Origin of the sequence: Xylanimonas protaetiae (genome assembly GCF_004135385.1) — a bacterium.
Taxonomy (GTDB): Bacteria; Actinomycetota; Actinomycetes; order Actinomycetales; family Cellulomonadaceae; genus Xylanimonas; species Xylanimonas protaetiae.
On the sequence record NZ_CP035493.1, the window covers coordinates 2,668,914 to 2,694,743 of the forward strand.

Annotated in this window: 30 protein-coding genes; 13 read left to right on the forward strand and 17 right to left on the reverse strand. The window is 70.1% G+C overall.

Going from position 1 to position 25,830, the window contains the following annotated elements:
* The first annotated feature begins 108 nt into the window (after positions 1 to 108).
* The 13 genes from ET471_RS12310 to ET471_RS12370 all read left to right on the forward strand — a co-directional run bounded on the left by ET471_RS12310 (position 109) and on the right by ET471_RS12370 (position 10,199).
* Complete coding sequence (locus tag ET471_RS12310) at positions 109 to 852, forward strand: helix-turn-helix transcriptional regulator (RefSeq protein ID WP_129188721.1); 744 nt, start codon at positions 109 to 111, stop codon at positions 850 to 852.
* Entirely contained in the window at positions 849 to 2,276 is a 1,428-nt protein-coding gene (gene sufB / locus ET471_RS12315; protein ID WP_129188723.1) for a Fe-S cluster assembly protein SufB, read from the forward strand. The genes ET471_RS12310 and sufB overlap by 4 nt, the downstream gene beginning before the upstream one ends.
* Position 2,277: 1 nt before the next feature.
* Entirely contained in the window at positions 2,278 to 3,474 is a 1,197-nt protein-coding gene (sufD, locus tag ET471_RS12320) for a Fe-S cluster assembly protein SufD (protein ID WP_129188725.1), read from the forward strand.
* Complete coding sequence (locus ET471_RS12325) at positions 3,471 to 3,812, forward strand: non-heme iron oxygenase ferredoxin subunit (protein ID WP_129188727.1); 342 nt, start codon at positions 3,471 to 3,473, stop codon at positions 3,810 to 3,812. Before sufD ends, ET471_RS12325 begins: the two co-directional genes overlap by 4 nt.
* 16 nt (positions 3,813 to 3,828) lie before the next feature.
* Complete coding sequence (gene sufC, locus ET471_RS12330) at positions 3,829 to 4,596, forward strand: Fe-S cluster assembly ATPase SufC (protein WP_129188729.1); 768 nt, start codon at positions 3,829 to 3,831, stop codon at positions 4,594 to 4,596.
* A 12-nt stretch (positions 4,597 to 4,608) separates the two neighbouring features.
* The gene (locus tag ET471_RS12335) at positions 4,609 to 5,907 is read left to right on the forward strand and encodes a SufS family cysteine desulfurase (protein ID WP_129188731.1); all 1,299 of its coding nucleotides are present in this window, start codon (positions 4,609 to 4,611) and stop codon (positions 5,905 to 5,907) included.
* Positions 5,908 to 5,918: 11 nt separating this feature from the next.
* A complete protein-coding gene (gene sufU / locus ET471_RS12340; RefSeq protein WP_129188733.1) occupies positions 5,919 to 6,386 on the forward strand; it encodes a Fe-S cluster assembly sulfur transfer protein SufU in 468 nt (155 codons plus the stop codon).
* 21 nt (positions 6,387 to 6,407) lie between these two features.
* Positions 6,408 to 6,743 carry a metal-sulfur cluster assembly factor gene (locus tag ET471_RS12345; RefSeq protein WP_129188735.1) on the forward strand — a complete coding sequence of 112 codons (336 nt, stop codon included), beginning with the start codon at positions 6,408 to 6,410 and terminating at the stop codon, positions 6,741 to 6,743.
* Positions 6,744 to 6,991: 248 nt separating this feature from the next.
* Positions 6,992 to 8,248, forward strand: a complete 1,257-nt coding sequence (locus ET471_RS12350) for a site-specific integrase (protein ID WP_129188737.1) — start codon at positions 6,992 to 6,994, stop codon at positions 8,246 to 8,248.
* A 122-nt stretch (positions 8,249 to 8,370) separates the two neighbouring features.
* A complete protein-coding gene (locus tag ET471_RS12355) occupies positions 8,371 to 9,009 on the forward strand; it encodes a hypothetical protein (RefSeq protein ID WP_129188739.1) in 639 nt (212 codons plus the stop codon).
* 152 nt (positions 9,010 to 9,161) lie between these two features.
* Positions 9,162 to 9,371, forward strand: a complete 210-nt coding sequence (locus tag ET471_RS12360) for a helix-turn-helix domain-containing protein (RefSeq protein ID WP_129188741.1) — start codon at positions 9,162 to 9,164, stop codon at positions 9,369 to 9,371.
* 103 nt (positions 9,372 to 9,474) lie between these two features.
* Complete coding sequence (locus ET471_RS12365; RefSeq protein WP_129188743.1) at positions 9,475 to 9,831, forward strand: type II toxin-antitoxin system prevent-host-death family antitoxin; 357 nt, start codon at positions 9,475 to 9,477, stop codon at positions 9,829 to 9,831.
* The gene (locus tag ET471_RS12370; protein WP_129188745.1) at positions 9,828 to 10,199 is read left to right on the forward strand and encodes a type II toxin-antitoxin system RelE family toxin; all 372 of its coding nucleotides are present in this window, start codon (positions 9,828 to 9,830) and stop codon (positions 10,197 to 10,199) included. Before ET471_RS12365 ends, ET471_RS12370 begins: the two co-directional genes overlap by 4 nt.
* A gap of 472 nt (positions 10,200 to 10,671) precedes the next feature.
* On the opposite strand, the gene ET471_RS12380 is transcribed toward ET471_RS12370, so the two are convergent.
* From ET471_RS12380 to ET471_RS18045, 17 genes are all read right to left on the reverse strand, one after another.
* Positions 10,672 to 11,775: a hypothetical protein gene (locus tag ET471_RS12380; RefSeq protein WP_129188747.1), complete on the reverse strand. Its 1,104-nt coding sequence runs from the start codon at positions 11,773 to 11,775 to the stop codon at positions 10,672 to 10,674.
* Between the two features lie 89 nt (positions 11,776 to 11,864).
* The gene (locus ET471_RS12385) at positions 11,865 to 12,305 is read right to left on the reverse strand and encodes a hypothetical protein (RefSeq protein WP_129188749.1); all 441 of its coding nucleotides are present in this window, start codon (positions 12,303 to 12,305) and stop codon (positions 11,865 to 11,867) included.
* Positions 12,306 to 12,533: 228 nt separating this feature from the next.
* Positions 12,534 to 13,343 (reverse strand): phosphoribosyltransferase family protein, encoded by an 810-nt coding sequence (locus ET471_RS12390; protein ID WP_165350485.1) that lies wholly within the window; start codon positions 13,341 to 13,343, stop codon positions 12,534 to 12,536.
* A gap of 53 nt (positions 13,344 to 13,396) precedes the next feature.
* On the reverse strand, positions 13,397 to 14,245 hold the full coding sequence (locus tag ET471_RS12395; RefSeq protein ID WP_129188753.1) for a phosphoribosyltransferase family protein: 849 nt from the start codon (positions 14,243 to 14,245) through the stop codon (positions 13,397 to 13,399).
* Complete coding sequence (locus ET471_RS12400; RefSeq protein ID WP_129188755.1) at positions 14,242 to 14,988, reverse strand: HAD family hydrolase; 747 nt, start codon at positions 14,986 to 14,988, stop codon at positions 14,242 to 14,244. The genes ET471_RS12395 and ET471_RS12400 overlap by 4 nt, the downstream gene beginning before the upstream one ends.
* Positions 14,989 to 15,055: 67 nt before the next feature.
* On the reverse strand, positions 15,056 to 15,649 hold the full coding sequence (locus ET471_RS12405) for a TerD family protein (RefSeq protein ID WP_129188757.1): 594 nt from the start codon (positions 15,647 to 15,649) through the stop codon (positions 15,056 to 15,058).
* Between the two features lie 13 nt (positions 15,650 to 15,662).
* Positions 15,663 to 16,790: a DUF475 domain-containing protein gene (locus tag ET471_RS12410; RefSeq protein ID WP_129188759.1), complete on the reverse strand. Its 1,128-nt coding sequence runs from the start codon at positions 16,788 to 16,790 to the stop codon at positions 15,663 to 15,665.
* Positions 16,791 to 16,814: 24 nt separating this feature from the next.
* Complete coding sequence (locus tag ET471_RS12415) at positions 16,815 to 17,402, reverse strand: TerD family protein (protein ID WP_129188761.1); 588 nt, start codon at positions 17,400 to 17,402, stop codon at positions 16,815 to 16,817.
* A gap of 14 nt (positions 17,403 to 17,416) precedes the next feature.
* Positions 17,417 to 17,851 (reverse strand): TerD family protein, encoded by a 435-nt coding sequence (locus tag ET471_RS12420; protein ID WP_280949864.1) that lies wholly within the window; start codon positions 17,849 to 17,851, stop codon positions 17,417 to 17,419.
* Positions 17,852 to 17,989: 138 nt separating this feature from the next.
* Positions 17,990 to 19,354, reverse strand: a complete 1,365-nt coding sequence (locus ET471_RS12425; protein ID WP_425356557.1) for an IS1380 family transposase — start codon at positions 19,352 to 19,354, stop codon at positions 17,990 to 17,992.
* Positions 19,355 to 19,511: 157 nt separating this feature from the next.
* A complete protein-coding gene (locus ET471_RS12430; protein WP_129186048.1) occupies positions 19,512 to 21,506 on the reverse strand; it encodes an ABC transporter ATP-binding protein/permease in 1,995 nt (664 codons plus the stop codon).
* Complete coding sequence (locus tag ET471_RS12435; RefSeq protein WP_165350333.1) at positions 21,499 to 22,671, reverse strand: peptidoglycan-binding protein; 1,173 nt, start codon at positions 22,669 to 22,671, stop codon at positions 21,499 to 21,501. Before ET471_RS12435 ends, ET471_RS12430 begins: the two co-directional genes overlap by 8 nt.
* Positions 22,672 to 22,792: 121 nt before the next feature.
* Positions 22,793 to 23,656, reverse strand: a complete 864-nt coding sequence (locus tag ET471_RS12440; RefSeq protein ID WP_129186046.1) for a hypothetical protein — start codon at positions 23,654 to 23,656, stop codon at positions 22,793 to 22,795.
* A gap of 64 nt (positions 23,657 to 23,720) precedes the next feature.
* Positions 23,721 to 24,119: a peptidase inhibitor family I36 protein gene (locus tag ET471_RS12445; RefSeq protein WP_129186045.1), complete on the reverse strand. Its 399-nt coding sequence runs from the start codon at positions 24,117 to 24,119 to the stop codon at positions 23,721 to 23,723.
* 128 nt (positions 24,120 to 24,247) lie between these two features.
* The gene (locus ET471_RS12450; RefSeq protein WP_129188765.1) at positions 24,248 to 25,120 is read right to left on the reverse strand and encodes a hypothetical protein; all 873 of its coding nucleotides are present in this window, start codon (positions 25,118 to 25,120) and stop codon (positions 24,248 to 24,250) included.
* Complete coding sequence (locus ET471_RS12455; RefSeq protein WP_129188767.1) at positions 25,114 to 25,305, reverse strand: hypothetical protein; 192 nt, start codon at positions 25,303 to 25,305, stop codon at positions 25,114 to 25,116. Before ET471_RS12455 ends, ET471_RS12450 begins: the two co-directional genes overlap by 7 nt.
* Entirely contained in the window at positions 25,289 to 25,810 is a 522-nt protein-coding gene (locus ET471_RS18045; RefSeq protein WP_162616409.1) for an RNA polymerase sigma factor, read from the reverse strand. Before ET471_RS18045 ends, ET471_RS12455 begins: the two co-directional genes overlap by 17 nt.
* Between the last annotated feature and the right edge of the window lie 20 nt (positions 25,811 to 25,830).

Genomic DNA, 25,830 nt, shown 5'->3' on the forward strand with positions numbered 1-25,830 from the left:
GACATCCGGGATTACGCAACAGGTATGTTCCCTATATCGCACGGCGCGCTCGGCATCACGCCGACCCGTGCGAGCCACCGGCACGACCACTAAGGGGAGGGGACGACTGTGACCACGCACGACGCCGCCCCGGTGCAGGGCGTGGACGAGTCCGCCGAGTCCACGCGCCGCCGCGTGCTGGAGCTCGTCGCGAGCGACGGCCCCGTCACGGCCGCCGAGCTCGCCGCCCGCCTGGGCCTCACGTCGGCCGGCGTCCGTCGCCACCTCGCGCAGCTCGAGGAGGAGGCCATGATCGCCGTGCACGCGACCCCCGGCCTCGCCCCCGTGAAGCGCGGGCGCCCCGCCCGCGCGTACGTCGTCGCCTCCGGCGGTCAGGCGGAGCTGCACGACGCGTACTCCGACATCGCCGTCCAGGCGCTGCGGCACCTGCGCGCCGCCGGCGGCGACGCCGCCGTCGCGGGCTTCGCCACGCAGCGGTACGACGACGTCGTGGAGCGGCTCTCGCCGCTCCTGACGGCGACGGACCCGGCCGAGCGTGCCGTGCAGCTCGCTGCGGCGCTCTCGGACGAGGGCTACGCGGCGTCGGTCCGGCCCGTGGCGGCCGCCACGTTGGTGCCGATCGCCCAGCTGTGCCAGGGTCACTGCCCGGTCCAGCACGTCGCCGAGGAGTTTCCCGAGCTGTGCGAGGCGGAAGCCCGCGCGTTCTCGGAGCTGCTCGGCACGCACGTCCAGCGTCTGGCCACGATCGCGGGCGGCGCGCACGCCTGTGTCACGAACCTCCCCCTGGGCACTGCCCTCCTGGGCGCAGCCCAGACCAGTGCCTCGGAGCAGATCCCGGAAGGAACACGATGACTGCACCTACGGAGCAGCGCACCGACGACGAGATCATCGCGTCGATCGGCTCGTACGAGTACGGCTGGCACGACTCCGACGCCGCGGGCGCCAGCGCGCAGCGCGGCCTGTCGGAGGCCGTCGTGCGCAACATCTCGGCGCTCAAGAACGAGCCCGAGTGGATGCTCAACCAGCGCCTCAAGGCGCTGCGCCTGTTCGGCAAGAAGCCCATGCCCTCCTGGGGTGCGGACCTGTCGGGCATCGACTTCGACAACATCAAGTACTTCGTGCGGTCCACCGAGAAGCAGGCCTCCTCGTGGGAGGAGCTGCCCGACGACATCAAGGCGACCTACGACCGCCTGGGCATCCCCGAGGCGGAGAAGCAGCGCCTCGTCGCCGGCGTCGCCGCGCAGTACGAGTCCGAGGTCGTCTACCACCAGATCCGCGAGGACCTGGAGGCGCAGGGCGTCATCTTCGTCGACACCGACACGGGCCTGCGCGACTACCCGGAGCTCTTCCAGGAGTACTTCGGCACCGTGATCCCCTCCGGCGACAACAAGTTCGCCGCGCTGAACTCGGCCGTGTGGTCCGGCGGGTCGTTCGTCTACGTGCCGAAGGGCGTGCACGTCGAGATCCCGCTGCAGGCCTACTTCCGCATCAACACGGAGAACATGGGCCAGTTCGAGCGGACGCTGATCATCGCGGACGAGGGCTCGTACGTGCACTACGTCGAGGGCTGCACCGCGCCGATCTACTCCAGCGACTCGCTGCACTCGGCCGTCGTCGAGATCATCGTCAAGAAGAACGCCCGCGTGCGGTACACGACCATCCAGAACTGGTCGAACAACGTGTACAACCTCGTGACCAAGCGGGCCACGGCCGCCGAGGGCGCCACCATGGAGTGGGTCGACGGCAACATCGGCTCCAAGGTGACGATGAAGTACCCGGCGATCTACCTGCTCGGCGAGCACGCCAAGGGCGAGACGCTGTCGATCGCGTTCGCCGGCGAGGGCCAGCACCAGGACGCCGGCTCGAAGATGGTCCACGCGGCGCCCAACACGTCGTCGTCGATCATCTCGAAGTCGGTCGCGCGCGGCGGCGGGCGCACCTCGTACCGCGGCCTCGTGCAGATCCTCGAGGGTGCCTCGCACTCCGCGTCGAACGTGCTGTGCGACGCGCTGCTGGTCGACCAGATCTCCCGCTCGGACACGTACCCGTACGTGGACGTCCGCGAGGACGACGTGTCGATGGGCCACGAGGCCACCGTGTCCCGCGTGAGCGAGGACCAGCTGTTCTACCTGATGTCCCGAGGCATGCCCGAGACCGAGGCCATGGCCATGATCGTGCGCGGGTTCGTCGAGCCCATCGCGCGCGAGCTGCCCATGGAGTACGCCCTCGAGCTGAACCGCCTCATCGAGCTGCAGATGGAAGGGTCCGTCGGCTGATATGAGCCTCACCACCGATCACTCGCGTGCCGTCGCCGACGGTGCCCACTCGCACGGCGTCGTCGTCCCCGTCGGGTCGCGCGCCGAGCGTCTGACCTCCTTCCAGCTGGAAGACATCCCCGTGCCCACCGGGCGCGAGGAGGAGTGGCGCTTCAGCCCCGTCTCCCGCCTCCAGCCGCTGTTCGCCGACTCCCTCGCGGAGACGGGCGTCACCGTGACGGTGGATCCCGCCCCCGAGGTCAAGGTCGAGTCCGTCGCCCGCGACGACGCCCGGCTCGGGACGACCGGCAAGCCCGGCGACCGCACCGCCGTCACCGCGTGGAACGCGTTCACGCAGGCCACCGTCGTGACGATCCCGGCCGAGGCCGTGGCGTCCGAGGTGACCGCCGTCCGCGTCGTCGGCGTGTCCAAGGACGCGACGGCCGCGCACCTCCTGATCCACGCCGAGCGGTTCTCCGAGGCCGTCGTCGTCGTGGACCACCACGGGGACGCGACGCTCAACGAGACCGTCGAGATCGTCGTCGACGAGGGCGCGCACCTGACCGTCGTCTCCGTCCAGGACTGGGAGGACGGGGCGGTCCACGCCTCGTCGCACCGCTCGACGATCGCCCGCGACGGCCGCCTCAAGCACGTCGTGGTCACCTTCGGCGGCGACGTCGTCCGCATCACCCCGGACGCCACGTTCACGGGCGAGGGTGCCGAGGTCGAGATGGACGGCCTGTACTTCGCCGACACCGACCAGCACCAGGAGCACCGCCTCTTCGTCGACCACGCGCAGCCCCGCTGCAAGTCGCGCGTGACCTACAAGGGTGCCCTCCAGGGCGTCGGCGCCCACACCGTGTGGGTCGGCGACGTGCTCATCCAGCACCACGCCGAGGGCACCGACACCTACGAGCTCAACCGCAACCTCGTGCTGACCGACGGCGCCCGCGCCGACTCGGTGCCCAACCTCGAGATCGAGACGGGCGAGATCGAGGGCGCCGGCCACGCCTCGGCGACCGGCCGGTTCGACGACGAGCAGCTCTTCTACCTGATGGCGCGCGGCATCCACGAGGCCGACGCCCGACGCCTGGTGGTGCGCGGCTTCTTCGCCGAGCTCATCGAGCAGATCGGCGTCCCCGCCGTGCAGGACCGCCTGCTCGCGTCCATCGAGGCCGAGCTCGAGAAGTCCATGCGCGCCATCACGGGCCAGGCATGACCGCTCAGTACGCCTGCGCGGTGACCGACCTCGGCACGGAGGAGGCCCTGCTCGTCGAGCTCGACGGCATCGACGGCGCCTCGGTGCCGGTGGCGCTCATCCGCGACGCCGACGGCGAGTTCCACGCCATCAGCGACATCTGCTCGCACGGCGCCGTCTCGCTGTCCGACGGCGAGGTGACCGGCTGCCTCGTCGAGTGCTGGCTGCACGGCTCGCAGTTCGACGTCCGCACCGGCAAGCCCGTGCAGCTGCCGGCGATCAAGCCCGTGCCTGTCTATCCCGTGACGATCGACGGCGAGAAGGTTCTCGTCGACGTCGACGCCCCCGTTCTGAACTAAACCTGGAGTCACAGCTATGTCCACCCTGGAGATCCGCGACCTCCACGTCTCCGTCGAGACGAAGGAGGGCGCCAAGCCGATCCTGCGCGGCGTCGACCTGACCATCAACAGCGGCGAGACGCACGCCATCATGGGCCCCAACGGCTCCGGCAAGTCGACCCTCGCCTCGGCGCTCGCCGGCCACCCGAAGTACACGGTCACCTCGGGCACCGTCACGCTCGACGGCGCGGACGTCCTCGCGATGTCGGTCGACGAGCGCGCCCGCGCCGGCCTCTTCCTGGCCATGCAGTACCCCGTCGAGGTGCCGGGCGTCTCGGTCGCGAACTTCCTGCGCACCGCCAAGACCGCCATCTCGGGCGAGGCCCCCAAGCTCCGCACGTGGGGCAAGGAGGTCAAGGGTGCGATGGAGAACCTGCGCATCGACCCGGCCTTCGGCGAGCGCTCGGTCAACGAGGGCTTCTCGGGCGGCGAGAAGAAGCGCCACGAGATCCTTCAGCTCGAGCTCTTCAAGCCGCGCTTCGCGATCCTCGACGAGACCGACTCGGGCCTCGACGTCGACGCGCTGCGCGTCGTGTCCGAGGGCGTGAACCGGGCCAAGGAGTCGACCGACGTCGGCGTCCTGCTCATCACGCACTACACGCGCATCCTGCGCTACATCACGCCCGACTTCGTCCACGTCTTCGTCGACGGCAAGATCGCCGAGGAGGGTGGCCCCGAGCTCGCCGAGCGTCTCGAGGCCGAGGGCTACGACCGGTACGTCGGTACCGGCGCGACGATGGCCTGATCGGACCCTGCCATGACTGCCACCGGCACCGTGCGCCCGAGCACCTCCACCGCGGGGATCGACTGGAGCGCCGTGCGCTCCGACTTCCCGCTGCTCGGGCGCACGGTGCGCGGCGGCCGACCGCTCGTCTACCTCGACTCGGCCGCCACCTCGCAGAAGCCCAACGTCGTCCTTGAGGCCGAGGTGGACTTCTACGAGCAGCGCAACGCCGCCGTGCACCGCGGCGCGCACTTCCTCGCCGAGGAGGCGACGCAGGCCTTCGAGGAGGCCCGGTCCGCCGTGGCCACCTTCGTCGGGGCCGACGACGACGAGATCGTCTGGACGTCCGGCGCGACGGCGGCGCTCAACCTCGTCGCGTACGCGTTCTCGAACGCCTCGCTGGGGCGGGGCGCGCCGGCGTCGTCGCGGTTCGCGCTGAAGCCCGGCGACGAGATCGTCGTCACCGAGGCCGAGCACCACGCCAACCTCGTGCCGTGGCAGGAGCTCGCCGCCCGCACGGGCGCCGTGCTGCGCTGGTTCCCGGTGTCCGACGACGGCCGGGTCGTGCTCGCCTCCGACGTGATCACGGAACGGACCCGCATCGTCGCCTTCGGGCACGCGTCCAACGTGACCGGTGCCGTCGCGCCCGTCGCCGCGCTGGTCGCCGCCGCGAAGGCCGTCGGCGCGTACACCGTGCTCGACGCCTGCCAGTCCGTGCCGCACCTGCCCGTCGACCTGCACGCGCTCGGCGTCGACTTCGCCGCGTTCTCCGCGCACAAGATGCTCGGCCCCACCGGCGTCGGCGCCCTGTACGGGCGGCGCGAGCTGCTCGCCGACCTGCCACCTGTCACCACGGGCGGGTCCATGGTCGAGGTCGTCACCATGGTGTCGACCACGTATGCCCCGCCGCCCCAGCGGTTCGAGGCCGGCACGCAGATGGTCGCCCAGGCCGTCGGCATGGGCGTCGCCGCGCAGTGGCTCGGGGAACTCGGGATGCCCGCTGTCGCCTCGCACGAGCGGGCCCTTGCGGCCGAGCTCCTCAAGATCGGCGACATCCCGGGTGTGCGCGTGATCGGGCCGGTCGACACTGCTGACCGCCTCGCGGTCGTCTCGTTCGTCGTCGACGGCGTGCACGCCCACGACGTCGGGCAGGTGCTCGACGACCGCGGCATCGCGGTGCGCGTCGGGCACCACTGCGCGCAGCCGTTGCACCGCCGGTTCGGCGTGGCCGCCACGGCGCGCGCCTCGGCGTCCGTGTACACGACGCTCGACGACGTCGTCGCGTTCCGGGAAGCGCTGGCCGGGGTCCGCGCGTTCTTCGGAGCAGAGTGAACGGAAGAGGTATGAGCGCGCTCGAGCAGATGTACCAGCAGGTGATCCTGGACCACGCGAAGCACCCGCACGGCCGGGGGCTCGTCCCCGCCGCCGACGGGCTGCTGGCGGGGGAGTCGCACCAGGTCAACCCCACGTGCGGGGACGAGGTGACGCTGCGCGTCGCGGTCGCCGACGGCGTCGTGTCCAGCGTCTCGTGGGAAGGGCAGGGCTGCTCGATCTCGCAGGCCTCGACGTCGGTCATGACGGACCTCGTCACGGGCCTTCCGCTCGCGGATGTCGCCCGCCTCGACGAGGTGTTCCACGCGCTCATGGGCTCGCGCGGCAAGGGCCTCGACTCCGAGGACGACGAGGACCTGCTCGGCGACGCCACCGCCTTCACCGGCACCTCGCAGTACCCCGCCCGCATCAAGTGCGCGCTGCTCGGCTGGGCCGCGCTCAAGGACTCGCTCGCGCGCTCGGGCGCGCTGGCCTCATGACCCAACGCATCAAGGAGACCTATGTCTGAGTACGTGCCGACGCCGGGCGCGACCACCGTCGCCGACGTCGAGGAGGCGCTGCGCGACGTCATCGACCCCGAGCTCGGGATCAACGTCGTCGACCTCGGGCTCGTCTACGGGATCCAGCTCGACCAGAACAACCACGCCACCATCGACATGACGCTGACGTCGGCGGCGTGCCCGCTGACGGACGTCATCGAGGACCAGTCGGCTCAGGCGCTGGAGGGGCTCGTGGCCGACTTCCGGGTCAACTGGGTGTGGATGCCGCCGTGGGGGCCCGAGAAGATCACGGACGAGGGGCGCGAGCAACTGCGGATGCTGGGGTTCAACGTCTAGGAAATCGGGGCAGTTCAGGTCGGTCTTCTGACCGGCCGAAACTGCCGCCCACCTGCGGCTTTATAGTCTCTTTACGGAGGCTTCGAGGGGCAGAAGTGGTCGGTTTCGGCCACCCATTCCCCCATGGTTCCCCCATGGAAATGGGGGTCTGGACGCAGGTGGACACCCGGATCTGGGGCGTTTGAACGCGTGCGATTCCCCCATGGGAGCGGGTCGGCGGGACACCTGACGGGTGGAGGTACCCGAACATGGCCCGCAAACCCCTACGAAAGCGACGTTTCGGCGAACTTGAGCCGCGCAAGAGCCCCGACGGCGGTGAGATCACCGGCTACCGCGCGCGGTACACCGGCCCGGACCTGAAGCGTCACGCGCGCGTCTTCGTCGACAAGATGGCCGCCGAGACGTGGCTCAACGCGGAGCGGATGCTGATCGACCGCTCCGAGTGGATCCCGCCGCGGGAGCGTGACCGGCAGGCACGGATCGCGAAGCAGCGGGCGATCACGTTCGGCGAGTGGGCGCGACGCTCCGTCGCCGGCAAGCGGCTGCGCCCCTCGACGGTCTACCGGTACGAGCGGGCGCTCGAGCTGCGGGTCCTGCCCGTGCTCGGAGACGTGCCGCTCTCGGACCTGACCCGGCTCGACATCACGGACTGGTACACCGGCCTGGTGACCGACCTGGCGGCGGAGGCGAAGAAGGCCGGGCGCAAGGGCGACGGACGCGGGGCGGCGTTCAGCGCCTACCAGGTGGTCTCCTCGATCCTCAACGACGCCGTCGACCACGAGCTGATCGAGGTCTCGCCCGCGAAGGTCAAGCGGGCGCTGCAGTACGACGCGATGCACGAGCCCGTCGTGCTGACGGCGGAGCAGATGTGGCAGCTCCACGAGCTCATGCCCGACTACCTCGCGGCGATGGTGCCGCTCGCCGCCACCACCGGGCTGCGCAACGGTGAGCTGCGTGCACTGCAGCGTCGCCACCTCGACCTGCGCGACCCGCTGCGCGCCGTCGTCATGGTGCGCGGCTCGGCCAAGAACGAGAAGGTGAGCGGCCGCTACAACGCCATCGGCGAGACGAAGACCAAGGCGTCCGTGCGCGACGTCGCGATCCCGTCGTTCGTGGTGCCGATCCTTGAGGAGCACCTCCGCGAGGATGTGCAGGGCGGACCGGATGCGCTGGTCTTCACCGCGCGGCGCGGCGGGATCATGCACGCGTCCGTGCTGGAGCGGAACTGGGCGGTCGCCCGGGCGAAGGTCGGGCTCGGGGACATGCACATCCACGACCTGCGGCACACCGCGCTGACTTGGGCCGCGCGCTCGGGGGCGACGCTCGCGGAGCTCATGGCGATCGCCGGCCACAAGAACCCGACGATCGCGCTGCGCTACCAGCACATCGGCGGTGCGGAACGACGTCATGCGATCGCCGAACGGATCGGCGCGATGGCGACCGACGAGCTCGCGGCCCGGCGGGCGCTGAAGACCAAGGAGAGCGAGGCCGCTTCGGGCGACTGATGGCGACGCCGACCACCCTTCGGTTGATCGGTCAGGGATCAGGACGGCGGGGCTCGTGAAGGGCGTGTGGCGGTGCCGGGTGAGTCGGTGGCCCGGAGCTACTGGGTGGCAGCATCCGGTGCGTGACCTTGACGCCACGTCTTCGCCTTGCCGTGGGCATCGCTGCCGCCGTGTGCTCGGCCCTGGCGATCGTCGCCCCATGGTGGGCGCGGGTGCGGGTCTTCCCGAACGGCAACGCGCATCTCAAGCCGGGCGTGGGTGTGGTCGGCGGACTCGTGGTTCGCGGTTGGGTCGTCGGAGGTGTCCTCGTCGCCATTGCGGTTGCACTGCTGCTGGTGCTGAGGGTCGCCGGCCGCGCCGTCGTGCCGAACGGTCTGCCGGAGCGTCGATGCCCGGCCGGCGTCTTCCGCTGGCTCGTCGCGTCCGTCGTGCTGGCCGCGTTGAGCGTGGGAGCGGCGGGGGCGGGCGACTTCCTCTTCGGTGCTTCCTACCGGATCTTGCAGCCGGAGGGCCCGGGCGGGTGCCGGGTGGTGTCCCGGGAGGAGTCCTTCCTCTTCTCCGGGACCGGGGATGCGTACGTGGTGGCGGGCTCGGGGATCGGTCGCCGGGTGGGCACGTGGGATGTCGACGACGGTGGTCGTCCGATCGAGGCCGGTGCTTTCGAGCTCACGTGGGGTGCTGACGATGGCGTCCTGGTGGTCAGCGGAACCCCGGGTAGCGAAGTCATCTCCGGCGGCCTGCAGACGATCGACTGCGGCTAGCGAGCGCAGTCGGAGGGGCCTGCCGGGACACGGCGGCGTCGGGCGACTGAGGGGTCGTCGCGATCGCGGCTGGCCGCTCGTGTCCGACGGCGCCCGCACACCTGCTGGTGAGACGAGCGCGTACGGCGGTCGACTGATCGAAGGAGCACATCATGGTCACGAAGGCGGCGCGGCGGGTTCCGCCGAGCGGGAGGCTCGAGTCGCTGCAGGAGGCTGCAGCCGAGCTTGGTGTGAGCGTCAAGACGATGCGGCGGCGCATCGCCGACGGGACGCTCCACGCGTACCGCGTGGGGCGGCTCATCCGGGTCGACGTCGACGAGCTGCGCAGGGACATGCTCGTGGTGATCGGGTCGGCGCGCTGAGGAGAACTGCATCCAAGGCAGTCGGGCGGGGCCGAGCCAGGACTCGGTCCCGCCCGGCGCATGATGGGCGCCGAACGGGGCCGCAAGCGCGCCTCGCCACACGGTGCCCCTGCGCAAGAAACTGCGTAGAACTCTGCGTATGAAGGTGGACACCAGGGACATCCGCTCGGCGAGCCACGTGGGCCGCAACTCTGGTGCGATCACGGATGAGGTCGAGGCGGGGCGCACCATCGTCGTCGTCAAGAACAACCGTCCCGTCGGCGTGGTCGCGCCGGTCTCCGTCATGGAGCAGATCGATGCGCTCGATGAGCGCGAGGAAGACCTGCGGCTGCTCGCGATGGCTCTCGTGCGGATGGCTGCGGCCCCGGATCCCGTGCTGCATGACTGGGACGACGTCGCCGCCGAGCTCGGCATCGACCTGACCGACCTCGGTGACGCAGACGACGAGGCCGAGGCGTGACCGCAGCGCGCATCCTGCTGCTGGACGAGGCGAAGGAAGACCTCCGCGACCTCAACGGAACGGCCCGGCGGATCATCGCGAAGGGGATCGAGAAGCTGCGCACCGAGCCGGCGCAACGCGGTGCGCCGGTCGGGTCGCGCAGCGCAGGAAACTCGACCGGGCTGCGCAGGTTGGTTGTGGGGAACCGTGAGTTCCGGATCGTCTACGACGTGCGCGACGACGGCACGATCGTCGTCGTCTGGGTCATCGAGCGGCGTGTCGACGACGAGGTCTACCGGCTGGCGGTGTCGCGGCTGGAGACGTACCGGGCGGACCCGCAGAAGTCCGTGATCCTTCGGCAGATGCTCGACACCGCGTGGGGTCGATGACCCCGGGCGGTCGATCGACCTCGGCCCCGGCTGGCGTCTCGGTGAGCGACGGCCCGGGGCAGGTGCTGCGGCCTGCCGCTTGACCACGGCGCGACTTCTCAGCCGGCGATGCTGCACGCCTCGGCCCAGCGGGGCGACACGAAGGCCGTGGTCATGATCTCGAAGTCCGCCGGCGGCAGCGCGAGCGCAGTGCCGCGCGCCCTCCAGCGGCGAGGGGATCATCTACCGGTACCGGACCGGGATCCGGTGGCGGGACCTACCCACCGAGGGCGTCGGTGTCAACCGCATCGCCGATGGCGAAGCCGCGCCGGTACACGGCGCCACCGCCGAGGAGCAGGGATCTCCGGCAGCCTGCTCGATGGTGAGCGGAGGCAGGACATCGCGATGAACTGCACGCCGACCCCTCGGCGTGTCCGCACGGCCGTGACGAGCCCAGAAGCGGTCATGCCGGGACCCGCGTTCGGGTGCTGCGTCAACTAGCCGCCTGGCTGCCGCTCTTTCGTCCCCTGCGGGCCTTTGCCCTCGCTCCGCCGGCGCGGGCGGCGCGGCTCACGCCAGCCGCAATGCCTCGCGCGGCTCCACCAGCGTTGACGTCGAAGCCGAACAGGATCTTGATAACCCAGGCGAACATGGCGATCGTGAGCAGAGGGACAACGCAGGTCGTGATGATCCACAGGGCGATCTGCTGGATGGCGCTGTCCAGCCAGGTGACGGCGTCGTCCTTTGCGTCGCTGACGCTGTCGAATGCCTCGCCCACGGCATCGCCTGCCGCATCCACCGCGCGACTGGCGGCGGCTCGAGCGTCGTCAAGCAGGCCGAGCAAGCCGCCTCGATCGGTGGTGTCGGCCTCGTCCTGGTCGGCGGCTTCGGCTGCGGCGGCCGCCTCCGCCTCCTCCTCGGCCGCGTCCTGGATGGCGTCCGCCTGTGCGATCGCGGCTTGGGAGTCGTTAAATGTGTTCGTCGCCAGATCACTCACGGCGATCGCTGCGGGCATGGCCACGAAGAGCACGATCGCGAAGATCGCAAGTTTGATGGCGAGTGCGCGCAGGATCTCGCGCCGGGTGATGACGAATGCGATGCCGATGAGGCATGCCGCCGGAATGACCCAGGCGAACGAGACGTAGCCGACGACTCCGATCAGGACCTTCTGCAGGATGATCGCCGCGATGATGACGATGAACCATCCGCTGAGGTCGGCGAGCTGCGCGGGGATCCCGTCGACGTTCGGGATCAAGTCGGTTGCGACCGACAGGCCGGCGGCGGCGCTGGCCATGGCGGTGACCGAAGTCTGCTGATCGCTGAGCCGTTCGCGGACGCCGGCCGTGATCGCGGGGTTGGTCGCGATTGGTGCGATGACGAAAGCGGAGACGAGGGCCAGCGCACAGAGGACTCCGGACCAGATGAGCTTGGTGCGCGGTGCTGGCGTCGCCGTGCTGTCTGCAGATGACTGACCGAGTTCGTCGCCGTTCCCGGGTGAGAGGTCCGATCCTGCCCGATCCACGGCGATCACCGCGCTGGTGTTGCCCCCGTCGGCGTCGCGGCCCGGGAGCGAGTCCCCGGGGTCTGGCGTCGTCACGTGGTCCTCCGACCGACGGCGGCGACGCTGTTGCCATGAGCGCTGACCTTCAGGCCGTTAGCGACGCGATACGAACGGGCCATGGTCTGCTACTTCTTCCTCTGGTCGTCGAGTTCCTTGCCGACGCGGTTAGCGGCCAGGCCGCCGATCACGGTGCCCGCCTGCCCGACGATGGTGGTTCCCGCGACCGCAGTGCCACCCGCTGCGATCCCCATCCCAGCGCCGATGGCTGCGCCCGCAACACCGCCAAGCGTGAGTCCCGCGACTGTGGCAGCCGTTTCGACCGGGTGGTCCTTGACGTACTCCACGGCCTTCTTCCCAGCTCTTGCCGCACCTTTGCCGAAGTCTTCGGCGACAGACCCGACCCCGCTGGCGGCATCTCCGGCTGCGGAGCCGACTTCACCGGCAACTTCGCCAACCTTATGCACGGCGCTTTTGCTGGCGTCCTCAGCAAACGACCCGACCTCAGCAACAGCCTTGCCGGCCATCTTGAGTGTGTTCTTCAGGATCTTCGTCGGCTTGAAGCTCATGCTCCAACGTAGGTGCCGATCCATGCTCCTCACCGTGGAGGCGCTGCGCGATCGGTGGGTGCCAGCAGCCGCCTGGCGGCGCGCGGGCGCCGTGTACGCAGACGTGACAAAGGCCCGTCCCCGCGGCGGGAACGGGCCTCGCCCAGGAAACCGACGACCAGACCTTGCGCGCCCAGGGCGAGCGCTTCAACCTGCCACTTGACAGCAAGGCCCTACATATCAGTCGAGTCAGCGCGGCAGCGAGAGGAGCGCGGACCGCAGCTCCCGCAGTACCAGGACGCCGTCGGCGTAGCGGGGCGGGGCCGCGAGTGGGTCGGTAGCCGCGACGTCGGTCAGCCAGATGAGGAACGACTCGGGCGCGGTTGCCGCCACCGCGACCAGCTCCGCCTGGGACAGCGCGAACACCAGCCGCGCGACCCGTGAGTTCGGGACGAAGTCGGTCCGCGCGGCCAGCGCGAGGACGTCCTCGACCGTGCGGACTGCGACCTGGTTGAGCTCGGACTCGACCCACGGGGTGTGCCGCTGGCAGTGCGCGTCGACGACGTAGAGGTGGTCCACGGCTGCCGCTCCGGCATCGCGGAGCGCCTGGTCCGCCGCGTGTTCGTGCAGGCCTGTGACGATGACGTCGTCGAGCGCGATCACGTGCGCGCCCCGGACCGTGTCCGCGAGCGCGCTCACGTCGAGTGCCCCAGAGATCGCGGTGCGCCGGGCGGTGGCATCCATCGCCGCGTAGTCGCTCTCGGAGGGCCGGGTGCGGACAATCTTCGCGGCAGTGACAGGCGTGTCGGGGCCGAGCTTTGCTCGCAGCGTCTCCGTGAACGGCGCGACGAGTGAGTGCGCCGCGGGAGGGACGACGTCGAAGCCCGAGCCGGTCACGACGACGGGCAGGAGCCCCAGCCGGCGGACTCGGGCCAGCGCCAGCGCGGCCAGGCTCTCGCCGTACAGGCGAGCGGTCGCCCCGTCACCGTGCTTGAAGCGGCTGTAGGTCGCGACGTCTGGGGGCGTGGAGCCGGGTAAGGAGGCCGATGGGGAGGGCACCAGCCGCAGTTCCTGACGCCTCCGCTCTAGGCGCGACAGAGCGTAGCGCCGGCTCACGCCGTCACCGCCAGCAGACCGCGGATCTCGTCGAGCTCGGCGCTGAACCGAGAGCTGAAGTCGGCACCGGTCGCGTCCGCCCCGTCGACGATCGCCTCGAGTAGCGGTGGCGGGCAGGTGGCGAGGAATGTTGCGCGCTCCGGGGCGGGGGCCCGCAGGAGCCGCTTGAGGAACCGGATCGTGAGCGCGAAGTCGCCGGCGCGTGCGGCAGGGGCCATCGCCGCGACGGACTCGACGAACGCATGGTTGAGCCGCGCCTCGATGCTCGGGTCGGAGGCGAGGTCGCCCTCGATGACGGCGACGTACGCGAGCACGGTCCGCAGCGGTGTTGCCGCAGCGAGCGTGTTGAGCGCTGCGCGTTCCGCGAGGCCGGTGACCCGGACGTCGTCGATCAGGACCACCTGGGCGCCGTCGACGTCTTCTTCGAGCTGGAACCCGATGTGGCGCATCTCCTCCTCTCGTGCGGTTGCGGACGACGAGGCGTAGTCGGTGACCGTGACCGAGTCCTTGGCAATGCGGACGATGCGGCCAGGGGCGAGCCCGCGCTCGGCGCGCGCGGCGGTGACGATCGTCAGGACGGCGTCAGCGAGGAACCAGCACGCCGGCCGGACCGCCTTGTAGGCGACGGGGAACACCGGAACTGCCGGGTGCTCGACGAGCTCGGGAACCTCGCGGACGAGCCGCTCGGCGAGCGGGCCCGCCATTGCCCGCACCGCGGTGAGGTCGCCGTGCTTCATGAGCGAGTAGGTCGTCGTGTCGAGCCCGCTCGGCGGGGCCAGGTCGGCGGGATCGCTCAGGACGTGGGACGTGACCAGGATCGGCGGCACCACAGCGGGGGCGGTCATCGCTGCCGCCCTGCCACCGCGACGAAGTGGTCCCCCTCGGTGCCGGTCGCCGCGAGTGCCGTAAGCAGCTCGGCGACCACTGCCGTCGCCGGGCGCTCGGCGTCGACGAGCATGGCAGCCATCCCGGCGTCGACGGCGCCGGTCACGTCAGCGACCGGGTTGTCGCCCAGGTGGACGACCTCACAAGGACGCAGTCCGGGCACGACGTCGCGCAGCCCGTCGAGCGTTGCGCCGAAGATGCGCGGGTCGGGCTTGGCGGCGCCGACCTCGTCGGAGAAGGTGTGGACCGCGAAGGGGGCCAGCAGGCCGGCAGACTCCAGCACGACGCGCATGGTCGCCCCTGGGATCATCCCGGTATTGCTGGTGATCGCTAGCGGCACGTGCGCCGCGAGAGCCGTGAGGTGCTCGGCAAGGTCTGCGCCTAGCGCGACCGGCGGCAGCTCCACGGCGAGCGCGTGTTGCCCCGCGCGCAGGGTGGCGACGTCGTCGGCCCCGAGTGTGTCGTTCTTGCCGAGGAGCCGTAGCGCGGCGTGCAGGCGGTCCCCGAGGTCCTGGTCGACGCCGGTGCGCTCGGAGAGGCGGTCGGCCTGCACGTCCGCGGCCCGCAGCGCGTGGGCGAACGCTTCCGGCGCGACGTCGGGGGCGGTCTGGTGGTGCAGCATCCGGTTCCGGGCCGCCTTGAACTCAGGGTTGCTCCTGAGCAACGTCAGCCAGATGTCGAAGCTTGCAGCGCGGAGGATCATGCGGCCCCCTTGTGGTGCGAAATGGGCGCCCGCCGACCGCGTGTCGGCGAGCGCCCGCGACGGAACGTCAGAGCGACTGCAGCGCTAGCGGGATGAGCTGGTTCGCGGTCCGGCCCTGGCCCGGGGTACCGATCGCCGTGAACGTCCACCCTGCAGGCGTGCGCGAGACACGCGCCATGACGAGCGCCGTGTGCAGTCCGGAGCCGGTGAGCGTGAACCGGCCGAGCTCGGAGTCGCGGTCGGTGGAGTCGACGACACGTACGAATGCGTTGTCGATGTCCGTGAACGGCTGGCCGCTGTACGAGTTCACCGTGAACACGATGTGCTCGACCCACGACGAGACCCGGGTCAGGTCGACGGTGATCGACTCGTCGTCGCCGTCGCCCGCCCCGGTGAGGTTGTCGCCGGTGTGCTGGATCGACGCGTCCTTCGAGCGAAGTTGACCGAAGTAGACGATCTCACGTACCTGCCCGCCACCCACGAGCAGCGCGGAGGCGTCGAGATCGATCGCCTTCTGCACCAATCGGGTGCCGCCGAACAGTGACCGCTTCTCGACGGTCTTGGTGTCCCAGCCCAGGCCCATACGGACCTTCGTGAGACCCGCACCGGTGGTGGGCTTGGCCAGGTTGATGGTCTGGCCCTTGGCCAGCGTGATTGCCATGGTGGTTCCTTCCTTACTTGGAGGCGTCGACTGGCTCAGCGATGCCGGTCAGCAGGTCGTCCAACTCGTCCAGCGCGTCGAGCTCGTTCCTGTTCGCGACGACGGACGAGACCCAGGCCGCCGCGATAAACACGAGGCCGACGAGCCCGATCACGACGTCGGGGATGTCGAACGAGAGGGTCAGCACCAGCAGCACGGCCAGCATGCCGATGGCCCAGTGGGCGCCGTGCTCGAGGTAGCGGTACTCCGCGAGCGTGCCCTTGCGGACCAGGTACACCGTCATGGACCGCACGAACAGGGCACCGACGCCGAGGCCCAGCGCGATGATGATCGGGTCCGGGGTGATGGCAAACGCGCCGATGACGCCGTCAAACGAGAACGTCGCGTCGAGAACCTCGAGGAACATAAACAGCGAGAATGCCGCCTTGCCTGCGAGCAGGACCTGCGAGCCCGCCGGCGCCGACTGCTCGAACCTCTCGGCCTTCGCCGCCTCCTGGTCCTCCATCACGGCCGCCAACCCGTTGACCGCGATGTACACGACGATGCCCAACAGCCCGGCGAACAGCACCGTGGCCCTCTCCTCGGGACCCACGAGGAACTGCGCAGCGAGCAACAGGCCGGCGCCGGCGACGACGGCGGACAGCTGGTCCACCTTGCCGACACGTTGCAGCGGCTTCTCAAGCCAGGACAGCCAGGTCGACTCACGCTCAGTGTCGAAGAGGAAGTCCAGGAACAGCATCAACAGGAACATCCCACCGAAGGCGGCGATGCTCGGGTGCGCCTGCTCCAGCAGGTAACCGTACGTCCCGGGCTCGTGCGGGTTGCCCTTCTCGACGGCGAGGCGCACGGCTTCGGCAGGGCTGATCTGACCCGTCACGCAGACGATGACGAAGGGGAAGATCAGGCGCATGCCGAAGACGGCGACGAGCACGCCCACGGTCAGAAAGATGCGCTGCCAGAACGCGTTCATGCGCGCGAGGTACTTGGCGTTGACGGCGGCGTTGTCGAACGAGAACACGATCTCGACGACGATGAGGATCGCGGCTAGCCAGACGGCGCCCCAGCCCTGGTAGACGAAGGCGACGACGAGCGCGGCAAGAAGGACGACGAGGTCCCACTTGAAGTGGCGAAGGGTGTCCATGGTTCTCTTCCGGTGAGTGGCGGATCAGCCGGCGAGGAGGCCGAAGTCGGACAGCACGCCCGCGAGCCCGGTGGTGTAGCCCTGGCCGATGGCCCGGAACTTCCACTCGCCGTTGTGCCGGTACAGCTCACCGAAGATGAGGGCGGTCTCGGTCGACGCGTCCTCGCCCAGGTCGAAACGAGCCTGCGCCTCGGCGTCATCGGGGTGCTCGGCGTCGTAGACCCGGATGTACGCGGCCGAGACCTGGCCGAACGTCTGCCTGCGGACGTCGGCCTGGTCGATGCTCGCCAGAAAGACGACCCGCTGGGCCTGCTCGGGAAGGGCCGTCAGGTCGACGGTGAGCGACTCGTCGTCGCCTTCGCCGTCACCGGTGCGGTTGTCACCCAGGTGCTTGACGGCGCCGCTCGGATCACCGGGGTTGTTGTAGAAGACGAAGTGCGAATCGGACAGCGCCTTGCCGTCGCCGTCGACGACGATCGCCGAGGCGTCCAGGTCGAAGGCGGCTCCGTCCGTGGTGCGCGGGTTCCAGCCCAGCCCGACGGCGGCGCGGCGCAGCCCTGGGGAGACCTTGGCGAGCGAGATGTTCCCGCCCTTGCTGAGGTTGATGGTCATGGTTCGGCTCCTTGTCAGCTCGCGTTGAGGCCGTAGTCGGCGATGACACCGGCGAGGCCGGTCGTGTAGCCCTGGCCGATCGCGCGGAACTTCCACTCGCCGTTGTGCCGGTACAGCTCGCCGAAGACGAGGGCAGTCTCGGTGGACGCGTCCTCGCCAAGATCGAAGCGGACGACCTTGGCCTCGTTCCACGGGTCGTCGCCGTCGTAGACCCGGATGAACGAGTCGGAGACCTGGCCGAAGTTCTGTCTGCGGGCGATCGCGTCGTGGATGCTGACCACGAAGACGATCCGCTCGACCTGCGGCTCGACACCGCTGAGGTCGACGTTGATCGTCTCGTCGTCCCCGTCGCCGACGCCGGTCAGGTTGTCGCCCTGGTGCACGACGGCACCGCTGGGGTCCTCGAGGTTGTTGTAGAAGACGAAGTGCAGGTCTGAGCCTGAATCCACCGTCGATGGTTCTTGATGGTCGTCGGTGGCGTTTCGGGGAGCGTGGTTGTGGATAACCGGAGATGGGCGTGCGGAACCCGCCGCTCTGGACGGCTCTTCCACTGCGGTTCTCCGGTCGTGCCCGTCGGGGCTGGGTGGTCAGGACGTTGCTGGGGCGGGTGGGCCGACGGCGTGGTCCCACAGGCTGGTCCACGCGGCCTGCCAGGGCCACCGGTCGGGGAGGTGCATGACCAGCCGCCTCCCGGTGGCCGCGAGGCGGGCCGGGGTGGAGATGATCGTGCGGAGCATGGTGGCCATGCGGGCCTTGCCCGTGCCGGCGGCGACGGCCGCGGCGCGGGAGATGTTGAACGCCATGACCGCGAAGGCGAGCCAGGCGGCGTTCGCGGCGAACTTCCCCGAGGGCAGGTGGGCCAGGGGGCCGGCCTTGAGCTCGGCGATGACCTGCTCGACGATCGCATGCCCTCGGTGATACCGGTCTGCTTCTACCGCGGGCAGGGTGGTGTTGGTGATGAAGGCGTGGTGGCGGTAGACGTCGAACAGTTCGCCCTGCCCGGTGGCGGGCGCCTGCCCGAGCCGCTTCACACGCCGCACGACCAGCCGGCAGACCACCTGCTCGGACTTCTTCTTGGAGACGAACGCGGTGAACGAGGTCTCGGCGACCTCGGCCTCGGAGACCCACTGCCCGGTCTCCTCGTCGAGGATCGCGTTCGGGTACTGGATCGCGGTCCACGCCTGCTCGGGGATCTGGGAGATCGCCGTGGTCACGGTCCTCCACGCCGGGATCGTGAAGGAGAACCACGCCCCCGCCTTGAGCGCGGCTGCGACGTTCTTGGCCGTGGCGAACGCGGAGTCCCCGCGCACCCACACCCGCTGGGCGGGGCCGGTCACCGCCTTGACGGTCGTCAGGGTTCGCTTGAGGTGCCAGTCGGCGCTCTTGCCCGACCTCGTCGACCCCTGACGCAGCGAGCACTCCGCGATCAGCGGCGCCGTGGACGGCGTGCTGATCGTCGTGATCATCGCGTTCAGCCCGCGCACCCCGGAATACCCGAACCCGGCACCATCCTTGGCGTACCCGTGGACCTCGCGGATCGTGTCGTCCACGTCGACGAACACCAGGTCGTCCTCCCCGACCAGGGCGGGGACCTTCGCGGCAAGCCCGCCCAGCAGGCGACGGTGCGCGGCGTGCAGTTGCAGCACGTGCCCGTGGGTGAACGAACGCAGGAAAGTCCCGATCGTCGACGGCGCCCGCACCGGACCCAGCACCCGGGCGGTGCCACCCGCGCGCAGCAGGTTCAGGTCATCGATGCTGTCCGCCCCGGCCAGCATCCCCGCAACCACCGTGCGCACCTTCGCCGCCAGGTTCGCGGCCGGCAGCGTGCACGCCTCGTCGATCGCCTCGGACAACCCGGCCGACTCGGCCAGTTCCAGCACCGGTACCAGGCCTGCTGCGGACACGAGTTTGGGATCGTCGAACACCGGCACGACGCCGTGGCATGCTCTCACTTACCGGGTGCCCCTCTGCTTGGACTGATGCTGTCTTCGCAACCAACATCATCCCAGTCAGCGGGGCACTCCGGCGATCTAGGCCCGGCGCGCCACACCGTCCACGGACCCGCCGCGGATCGGGGCTGAAGCTAACGCAATCCGTCCGGTTCGACGGTCAGATGCGGACGGCGTCGGCGGGCTGGGTGCGGGCGGCGATGACGGCCGGGAAGGACGCAGCGGCGAGCGAGAAGACAAGCACCGCGGCGAGGGGGATGAGCGCCAACTTGGGGTCGAAGACCGGCTGCCAGCGGGCGACGGCGGTGACGACCATGATGGCGGCGAACCCGACCGCGAACCCGAGTCCGGCACCGAGCAGCCCGAGCACCCCGCATTCGGCGACGACCAGCCCGACGAGTTCGCCGCGCCTGGATCCCAGTGCTCGGCGTAGCCCGAACTCCGGGATTCGGCTCGTCACCGACAAGATGTTGACGAGGACCACCCCGGCGAGTCCGGCGAGGGACGCGACGACGGCCAGCACCTGCAGGGCCACGGACACCGATGCTTCGAGCTGGCCGCGGTAGGCGTCTGCGCCGAGTACGGGGTCGACGGTCAGGCGATGCTCTTCGAAGGGGTCGGCGAGCAGGCCGATCCGGGTGGCGAGCAGGCTGGCGGCGCCGGGCTCGGTGAGGGCGAACACCGTGGTGGTGTAGGACGGTGGCAGCCCGGAGACGGTGTCCGGGGTGACGAAGGCGGCGCCGACGGCGGTCCCGGGACGGGCTTCGGTGAGGATCCCGGACACGCGCAGCCGTTGGCCGGCGATGGTGATCTCGGGGCTGAGGTCGAGCTGTGTGACGCCGAGCCGTTCGGCCAGGACTTTGCCGAGCACGACCTCCCCGGGCCGCAGATGCGTGTCGGCCGAGGTGGCCCAGCGGATCCGCGCGTCCGAGCCCGACGCCGGGGTCGCGTCGACGGCGTTGAGCTGGGCGTCGGTGGCGGCTACCTCGCCGTTGCTCATCGCGATGAAGTCCCATTGCCGCCACCGCTCGGCTGCCGTCACGCCGGGGAAGGCGCGCACCGAGTCGATGTCGAGGTCCCAGCGCGGGGTGCCGGTGTCGTGGGTGAACGTCGCGGTCACCTGCGAGGCGCGGCGAGCGTCGAACATGGCCGTGACCTGGGTGGCCGCGCTCTGCGAGAGCCCGAGTGCGGTCACCGTGAGGGCGACGGCGAGGGCAGCGGCGAGCATCCCGGCCCGCGTCCGTCCCGGCCCCGCCGCGAAGCCCTGCCGCACGAAGCGTGCCGTGCGGGCGACCTGCCGACGGATCCTGCGAGACGTTCTCGCACCGGCGGGCAGGGCCGCGTGGCGCTCGGGGACGACGCCCGATGAGGCCAGCACCTTCTCGTGCCGCGCGCCCCCGGTGCGGTCACCGGTGTCCGACACCACCCGTCCGTCGCTGAGCGTGATCACACGGTCCAGCAGGGCGGCGATGTCGGGCTCATGGGTGACGACGACGAGCGCTGCGCCGTGCTGGCGGGCGCGCAGGCGCAGCAGCTCGATGATCTCGGCGGACTGCGTGGTGTCGAGGTTCCCGGTGGGCTCGTCGGCCAGCCACAGCCGGGCTCCGCGCACCAGCGTGCGCGCGATGGCTGCCCGCTGCATCTCCCCACCGGACAGGGTCGAGGCGCGCGCGTCGGCGCGGTGGCCGAGGTCGACGTCGGCCAGTGCGGCGTCGACGCGGGAGGTGAGGGATCGTTCGTCGCCGTCCCAGGTGGCGGCGTAGCGCAGCCCGAGTGCGACGTTCTCGCGGACGCTGAGCCCGCCGATGAGGTGCGAGCGCTGGAAGACGAACCCGAGCGCCGCCGCCCGCCACGCGGTGCGGGTCGCGTCGTCGGTGCGGGTCAGCGGCTGCCCGTCGACGACGACCGTGCCCTCGTCCGGGGCGTCGAGCAGGCCGAGGATGTTGAGCAGAGTGCTCTTCCCGCTGCCCGAGCGCCCCACGATCGCCACGGTCTCACCAGGGGCGATTGTCAGGCTCACGCGGTCCAGCGCGACCGTGTCCTGCCCGAAGCGCCGTGTGACACCGTCGAGCCGGATCAGTGCTTCGCTCGCCTGGTCCACCGCCCGTACCTGGCGGCAACCCTCGCCGAGGTCGGCGCCGCGTGCCTCACCCATCGGTGGCGTCCGCCGTGTCCGCGGGAGCACCTGCGGCTTCCGGGCCGATCCGCACGCTCGCCCCCGCTACCAGCCCGGCATCCGGGTCGAGCGCCTCCACCGCGGCCACCCCGCCCTGTTGCCCCGCGACCGTCACGGCCACCTCCCGGAACGAGTCCCCGTCGGCGACGTACACGCTGGACACCCCGCCGCGCGAGACGACGGCGGTCACAGGCACGAGCAACCCGGCCTCATCCTCACCTGCGGGGTTCTCGATGGTCACCGTGTAGGTGATGCCCGCACTGATGACGCCCTCGGACACGGTCAGCACGATGCGCGCATCACCAGTCTCCGCGTCGTGGTCGATAGCCGTGACACTCGCCCTGGCATCCCCCTCGTCGCCGGCGAACACGGCCTCGGCACCGACAGCGAGCACACCAGCCGACGCCCCCGGCACGGTCGTGGCAAGGACAAGGTCCCCGACGGTGACGTCGAAGACCGCGGCACCTTCAGCCAGCTGTGAGCCCACAGCGGCCAACGACCGCACCGTCGCGGGCAGCCCGCCAACCATGAGCACCTCAGAGCGCAGCACCCGCGGCCCGCCCGGCACCGTGCGCGTCCCGGCCGGGTCCGGGACGTCGGCCGGGACGGCGTCAGCCGGAACGCCCTCGGCCTCCGCGGCGTCGCCGCCGCCCGCCGCAGCGCCGGCTTGAGGGTCAGCGGCGGGCGGGACGGGGACCTCCACAGTGGCCCGCGGCACCTCGTACCCCGCAGCCTGGTACATCGCCTTGACCGCCGCCTGCGTCCGCGGCCCGTAACTCCCGTCGGTGCGCCCCGCGAAGAACCCGGCAGCACGCAGCCCTTCCTGCAACGCGGCGACATCATCGCCTTGATCACCCGGCTCGATGTCGCGGTACAACGGGAAGTCGCCCGGCAGCACGAACAACGGCCGACCATCCACCCGCAGTACAGGAGCACCGGGCCGCAGCACATCACCAGGGGCGACCACCTGGGCGGTGACCACTCCCGTGAGCGCCGCAGGCGCCACCTGCGAACGCACCTGCTGCGGCTCCACCGTCACCGCGATCGTGACCGCGCCGTGCAAGTACCCGGCCCGCACGACGGCAGTCAGCGGGGCCGGGGCAGGCGGCTGAGCGTTCGCCGCCGCCTGATCAGGCGACTCCAAGCGGGCCGCCGCAGCCCACGCCCCCACCCCGACAACGACGAGCGCCAAGAGCGCCACCAACCACCTACGCACTCAACTCTCCCTCGTCACGCCGACAGGGCCCGCCCGGGTCGCCCACAGCTCAACCACCGAGCTCCGCAATGACGGCGTCGACGCCCTTCTGATACTCGACATACTCCGCGCGGGCAGCCTCGAACCCCTCGATGTCGGCGCCGATGGCCGCCAGTTCCGCGGTTGTCCGCGAGACGTGCACCGCCCGGTCGTATCCGCTTGTAGTGCGGCAGTGCGCGTCAGCTACTGCGATGCCGCGTTCCCACTCGGAGGCAGCGACCGAACCGCTGTCCGACTCGTCCTGACCCGTCGGCGATGCAGCGTTCCTGATCGAGTCAGTAGGCATGAGCTGAGGCCGATCCGGAAGGTCGATCAGGCCAACGGGAGCCATGCACTCGCGCCATCGGGTGGTCGCCTGAGCCACAGCGTCGTCGTCCTCGACCCCCATCCAGGCCGTGGCTTCGATGGCGTTGAGCAGTCGCTGCGGAGCGACGCCAAGTCGCTCATCGGCTCGCTGCCCGCACTCGACCATCCGGGCCTGAATCTCAGCGGTGATCGTGACCGAGTCAGGTATGGCAGTGTCGGGCTGCGGGATCGTCCGTAGTTGCGGGTAGCCGAACTGCTGTGCGATCTCCTCGGTGAACACGATCTGCATCGTGCGTTCGTCGAATGTGGGGTTCGTGTCCTCACCGGGCCGAGAGGGACGGTACTCGACCACCCCGGCCAGGCACTCGCGTCCGAGCAACTCCCGGGCGTAGATGTCGTCAGGATCACGAAACTGCGGGACCAGCGCGTACACGGGGGTTGTCGTCTCACGGTCGATGTCATAGCCGTAGCGGGCCGCCACCTCTTGGGCCGTGAGAGCTTCGCTGCTCGATGCGGGACTCTGCTCGCACGCGGTGATCAGACCGCCTGCGAGCAGAGCCCCAGCCATCACGAGAATGGCCGGGACTTTGTGCCGTGTCATGTCTTTGCTTGTCCTCTTCCTGGGCCGACTCCTACTGGAACCGGGCAGACTCGATCCGGTTGGCGAACGCGATCGGGGTCGCGTCCGTCCCGTTCGAGAGGTTCGGATCCCGCCACTGGCCCCCGATCACCGGGTTGCCCAGGAAGACGACGGCTCCGCTGTAGTCCAAGTTGTCGTAGAAGTACGCCATCTTCTTGGTGCCGTTGTTGACGATGGAGTTGATCTTGTTGCGGGAGGTGGAGAGTTTGACTTCCATCGAGAACGACGAGTTGGGGCTTCCGGAGTAGCTCGTCGACTGCCACATGCACGCGTACCCGCTGGCGCAGTCGGTGTACGCCGCCTGTGCCGGCGCGGTGCTCAGCACGACTCCGGCGGCTGCGATGCAAGCCGCCACGGTCGTGCGGAGCAGCGGTCTCTTGATGGTGCTCATTGCTGTCCCTCCTTGCCGAGTGACGCCGGGTATCTGACCCGGTGTGAGCGTGGCCGGTTGGCCCGCTCACCCTGTACGTGACATCTGGGCCTCGGATTTACGCAGGATTCCGTATGGCGTGCGTCACATCACGGGCCGGGTGTCCCGATCGTGTCGACCATCCCGGTGCTCAGCCAGACCTCGAACCCGGTCACCGTGGGTTCCGTGACGTCGAGTGCCGGGTCGGTGACGGTGATGGTCTCGGTGCCAATGAGCTGACCGGTGGTCGTCGAGACGTGGAGCACGAAGACCTGGTGCGCGCCCGTGTCGGGCCGGTCCCAGGCGATGGCGAACCCGTGAGCGGGTCGCCCGTCGCGTGCCGTGGTGAGCCCGAGGAGACGGACAGCGGGCTCGTCGGCGAGGACCTCCCACATGGCGGCGGCGAGGTCGGACGGGATGACGTAAAGACCATGAAGGTCCGCGATCTGGGCGGCGAGTGTCCAGGCTCGCTCCGCAGCGCTTGCGGTGGCAGGCAACGCCGAACGGTCCAGGAGGGCTACTCGAAGGGTCTGCGGGTCGCGGGGCAGCGTGTCGGGCAGGTGCGGGTCGAAGGTCCCTGCTTCGGCGGTGTCGGTGGACTCCAGGACACCCGGTGCTGGGGTGTCGGTCGACTTGAGCAGACCGTCCAGGTCGAGGGGGGCGCCGCGTGACTGGTCCATGCGGGCCGACCCGTCTGGTCCCAGCCACATTTGCGTGACGGTCGGGACCAGGTCGGCCTCGACGTCGTCGCCCGCGTCCACGGACATCAGCCATCCCGAACGTGCGACATAGTGCACGTCGCCCGTGCCCGACAGCGGGTAGTTCCGTGCGGCTAGCGCCGCCTCGCGGAGCTCCTCGTGTGCGCCGGGAGCATCAGCCGCGCCCTGCGGGGTAGCGATGGTGTACTCCAGGGGCGCCGGGAACGCCATCGCAGGAGCCGACCCGAACACCATGGTCATCGCGAGCGTGACCGCAGTCACCACGGCGGCCGCCGACGCCAGCCACGCCCCCGCGTGACCTTGCGGCGCCGATCGGCGGCCCGGATCCGCCACAGCATCCGCTCGACGTCGTCGGGGTCCGGGAGGTGCTCGGCAGGCAACGGCAACACGCCTTGCTCGCGAAGGAGCGCGCGCAGCTCGGCGACAACCTGCTCATCGTCCGAGGCCACGACCGCTCCCTTCCATCTGCGTGTTGACCAGCGCCATCTCGGTGTCGCCGGATGCCATCTCGGTGTCGGCGAGCGGGCGCATCCGCCGCAGCGCGCGGGTGACCCGCGCACTGATCGTCGAGGTCGGGTGCCCCAGGATCATCCCCACCTCGGCGAGGGTGAACCCGCAGATCGCCACCAGGTACACCGACGCCCGTTCATGCACTGGCAACTCGCCGAGCCAGCGCTGCACCCGGTCCGTGGCCACGACGTCGTCGACGGCCGCAGACGCGCCAGGCGGCTGGGCCGCGACGGCATCCACGACGCACCGGTCCCGGTCGCGGGCGCGGTACAACTCGAGGACCTTCTTGTGGGCGATCCCGAACACCCACGCCCGGCACCGGTCCCCCGTTGGCGGGCGGTCGCCCCAGCGACGCCACGCCACCGTGAGTGCCTCAGAGACGACGTCGTCGACATCGTTCGGGCCGACCTGGCGCAGCACGTACCCGTGAAGACAGGAGTACACGCAACGCGCAAACTCCTCGA

Excerpts from the sequence above, each read along its gene's own strand:
- sufB (WP_129188723.1), top strand. The coding sequence starts at position 849 with ATGACTGCACCTACGGAGCAGCGCACCGACGACGAGATCATCGCGTCG.
- sufD (WP_129188725.1), top strand. The coding sequence starts at position 2,278 with ATGAGCCTCACCACCGATCACTCGCGTGCCGTCGCCGACGGTGCCCAC.
- ET471_RS12325 (WP_129188727.1), top strand. The coding sequence starts at position 3,471 with ATGACCGCTCAGTACGCCTGCGCGGTGACCGACCTCGGCACGGAGGAG.
- sufC (WP_129188729.1), top strand. The coding sequence starts at position 3,829 with ATGTCCACCCTGGAGATCCGCGACCTCCACGTCTCCGTCGAGACGAAG.
- ET471_RS12335 (WP_129188731.1), top strand. The coding sequence starts at position 4,609 with ATGACTGCCACCGGCACCGTGCGCCCGAGCACCTCCACCGCGGGGATC.
- sufU (WP_129188733.1), top strand. The coding sequence starts at position 5,919 with ATGAGCGCGCTCGAGCAGATGTACCAGCAGGTGATCCTGGACCACGCG.
- ET471_RS12345 (WP_129188735.1), top strand. The coding sequence starts at position 6,408 with ATGTCTGAGTACGTGCCGACGCCGGGCGCGACCACCGTCGCCGACGTC.
- ET471_RS12350 (WP_129188737.1), top strand. The coding sequence starts at position 6,992 with ATGGCCCGCAAACCCCTACGAAAGCGACGTTTCGGCGAACTTGAGCCG.
- ET471_RS12360 (WP_129188741.1), top strand. The coding sequence starts at position 9,162 with ATGGTCACGAAGGCGGCGCGGCGGGTTCCGCCGAGCGGGAGGCTCGAG.
- ET471_RS12385 (WP_129188749.1), bottom strand. The coding sequence starts at position 12,305 with ATGAGCTTCAAGCCGACGAAGATCCTGAAGAACACACTCAAGATGGCC.
- ET471_RS12395 (WP_129188753.1), bottom strand. The coding sequence starts at position 14,245 with ATGACCGCCCCCGCTGTGGTGCCGCCGATCCTGGTCACGTCCCACGTC.
- ET471_RS12400 (WP_129188755.1), bottom strand. The coding sequence starts at position 14,988 with ATGATCCTCCGCGCTGCAAGCTTCGACATCTGGCTGACGTTGCTCAGG.
- ET471_RS12405 (WP_129188757.1), bottom strand. The coding sequence starts at position 15,649 with ATGGCAATCACGCTGGCCAAGGGCCAGACCATCAACCTGGCCAAGCCC.
- ET471_RS12410 (WP_129188759.1), bottom strand. The coding sequence starts at position 16,790 with ATGGACACCCTTCGCCACTTCAAGTGGGACCTCGTCGTCCTTCTTGCC.
- ET471_RS12415 (WP_129188761.1), bottom strand. The coding sequence starts at position 17,402 with ATGACCATCAACCTCAGCAAGGGCGGGAACATCTCGCTCGCCAAGGTC.
- ET471_RS12430 (WP_129186048.1), bottom strand. The coding sequence starts at position 21,506 with ATGGGTGAGGCACGCGGCGCCGACCTCGGCGAGGGTTGCCGCCAGGTA.
- ET471_RS12440 (WP_129186046.1), bottom strand. The coding sequence starts at position 23,656 with ATGGCTGGGGCTCTGCTCGCAGGCGGTCTGATCACCGCGTGCGAGCAG.
- ET471_RS12445 (WP_129186045.1), bottom strand. The coding sequence starts at position 24,119 with ATGAGCACCATCAAGAGACCGCTGCTCCGCACGACCGTGGCGGCTTGC.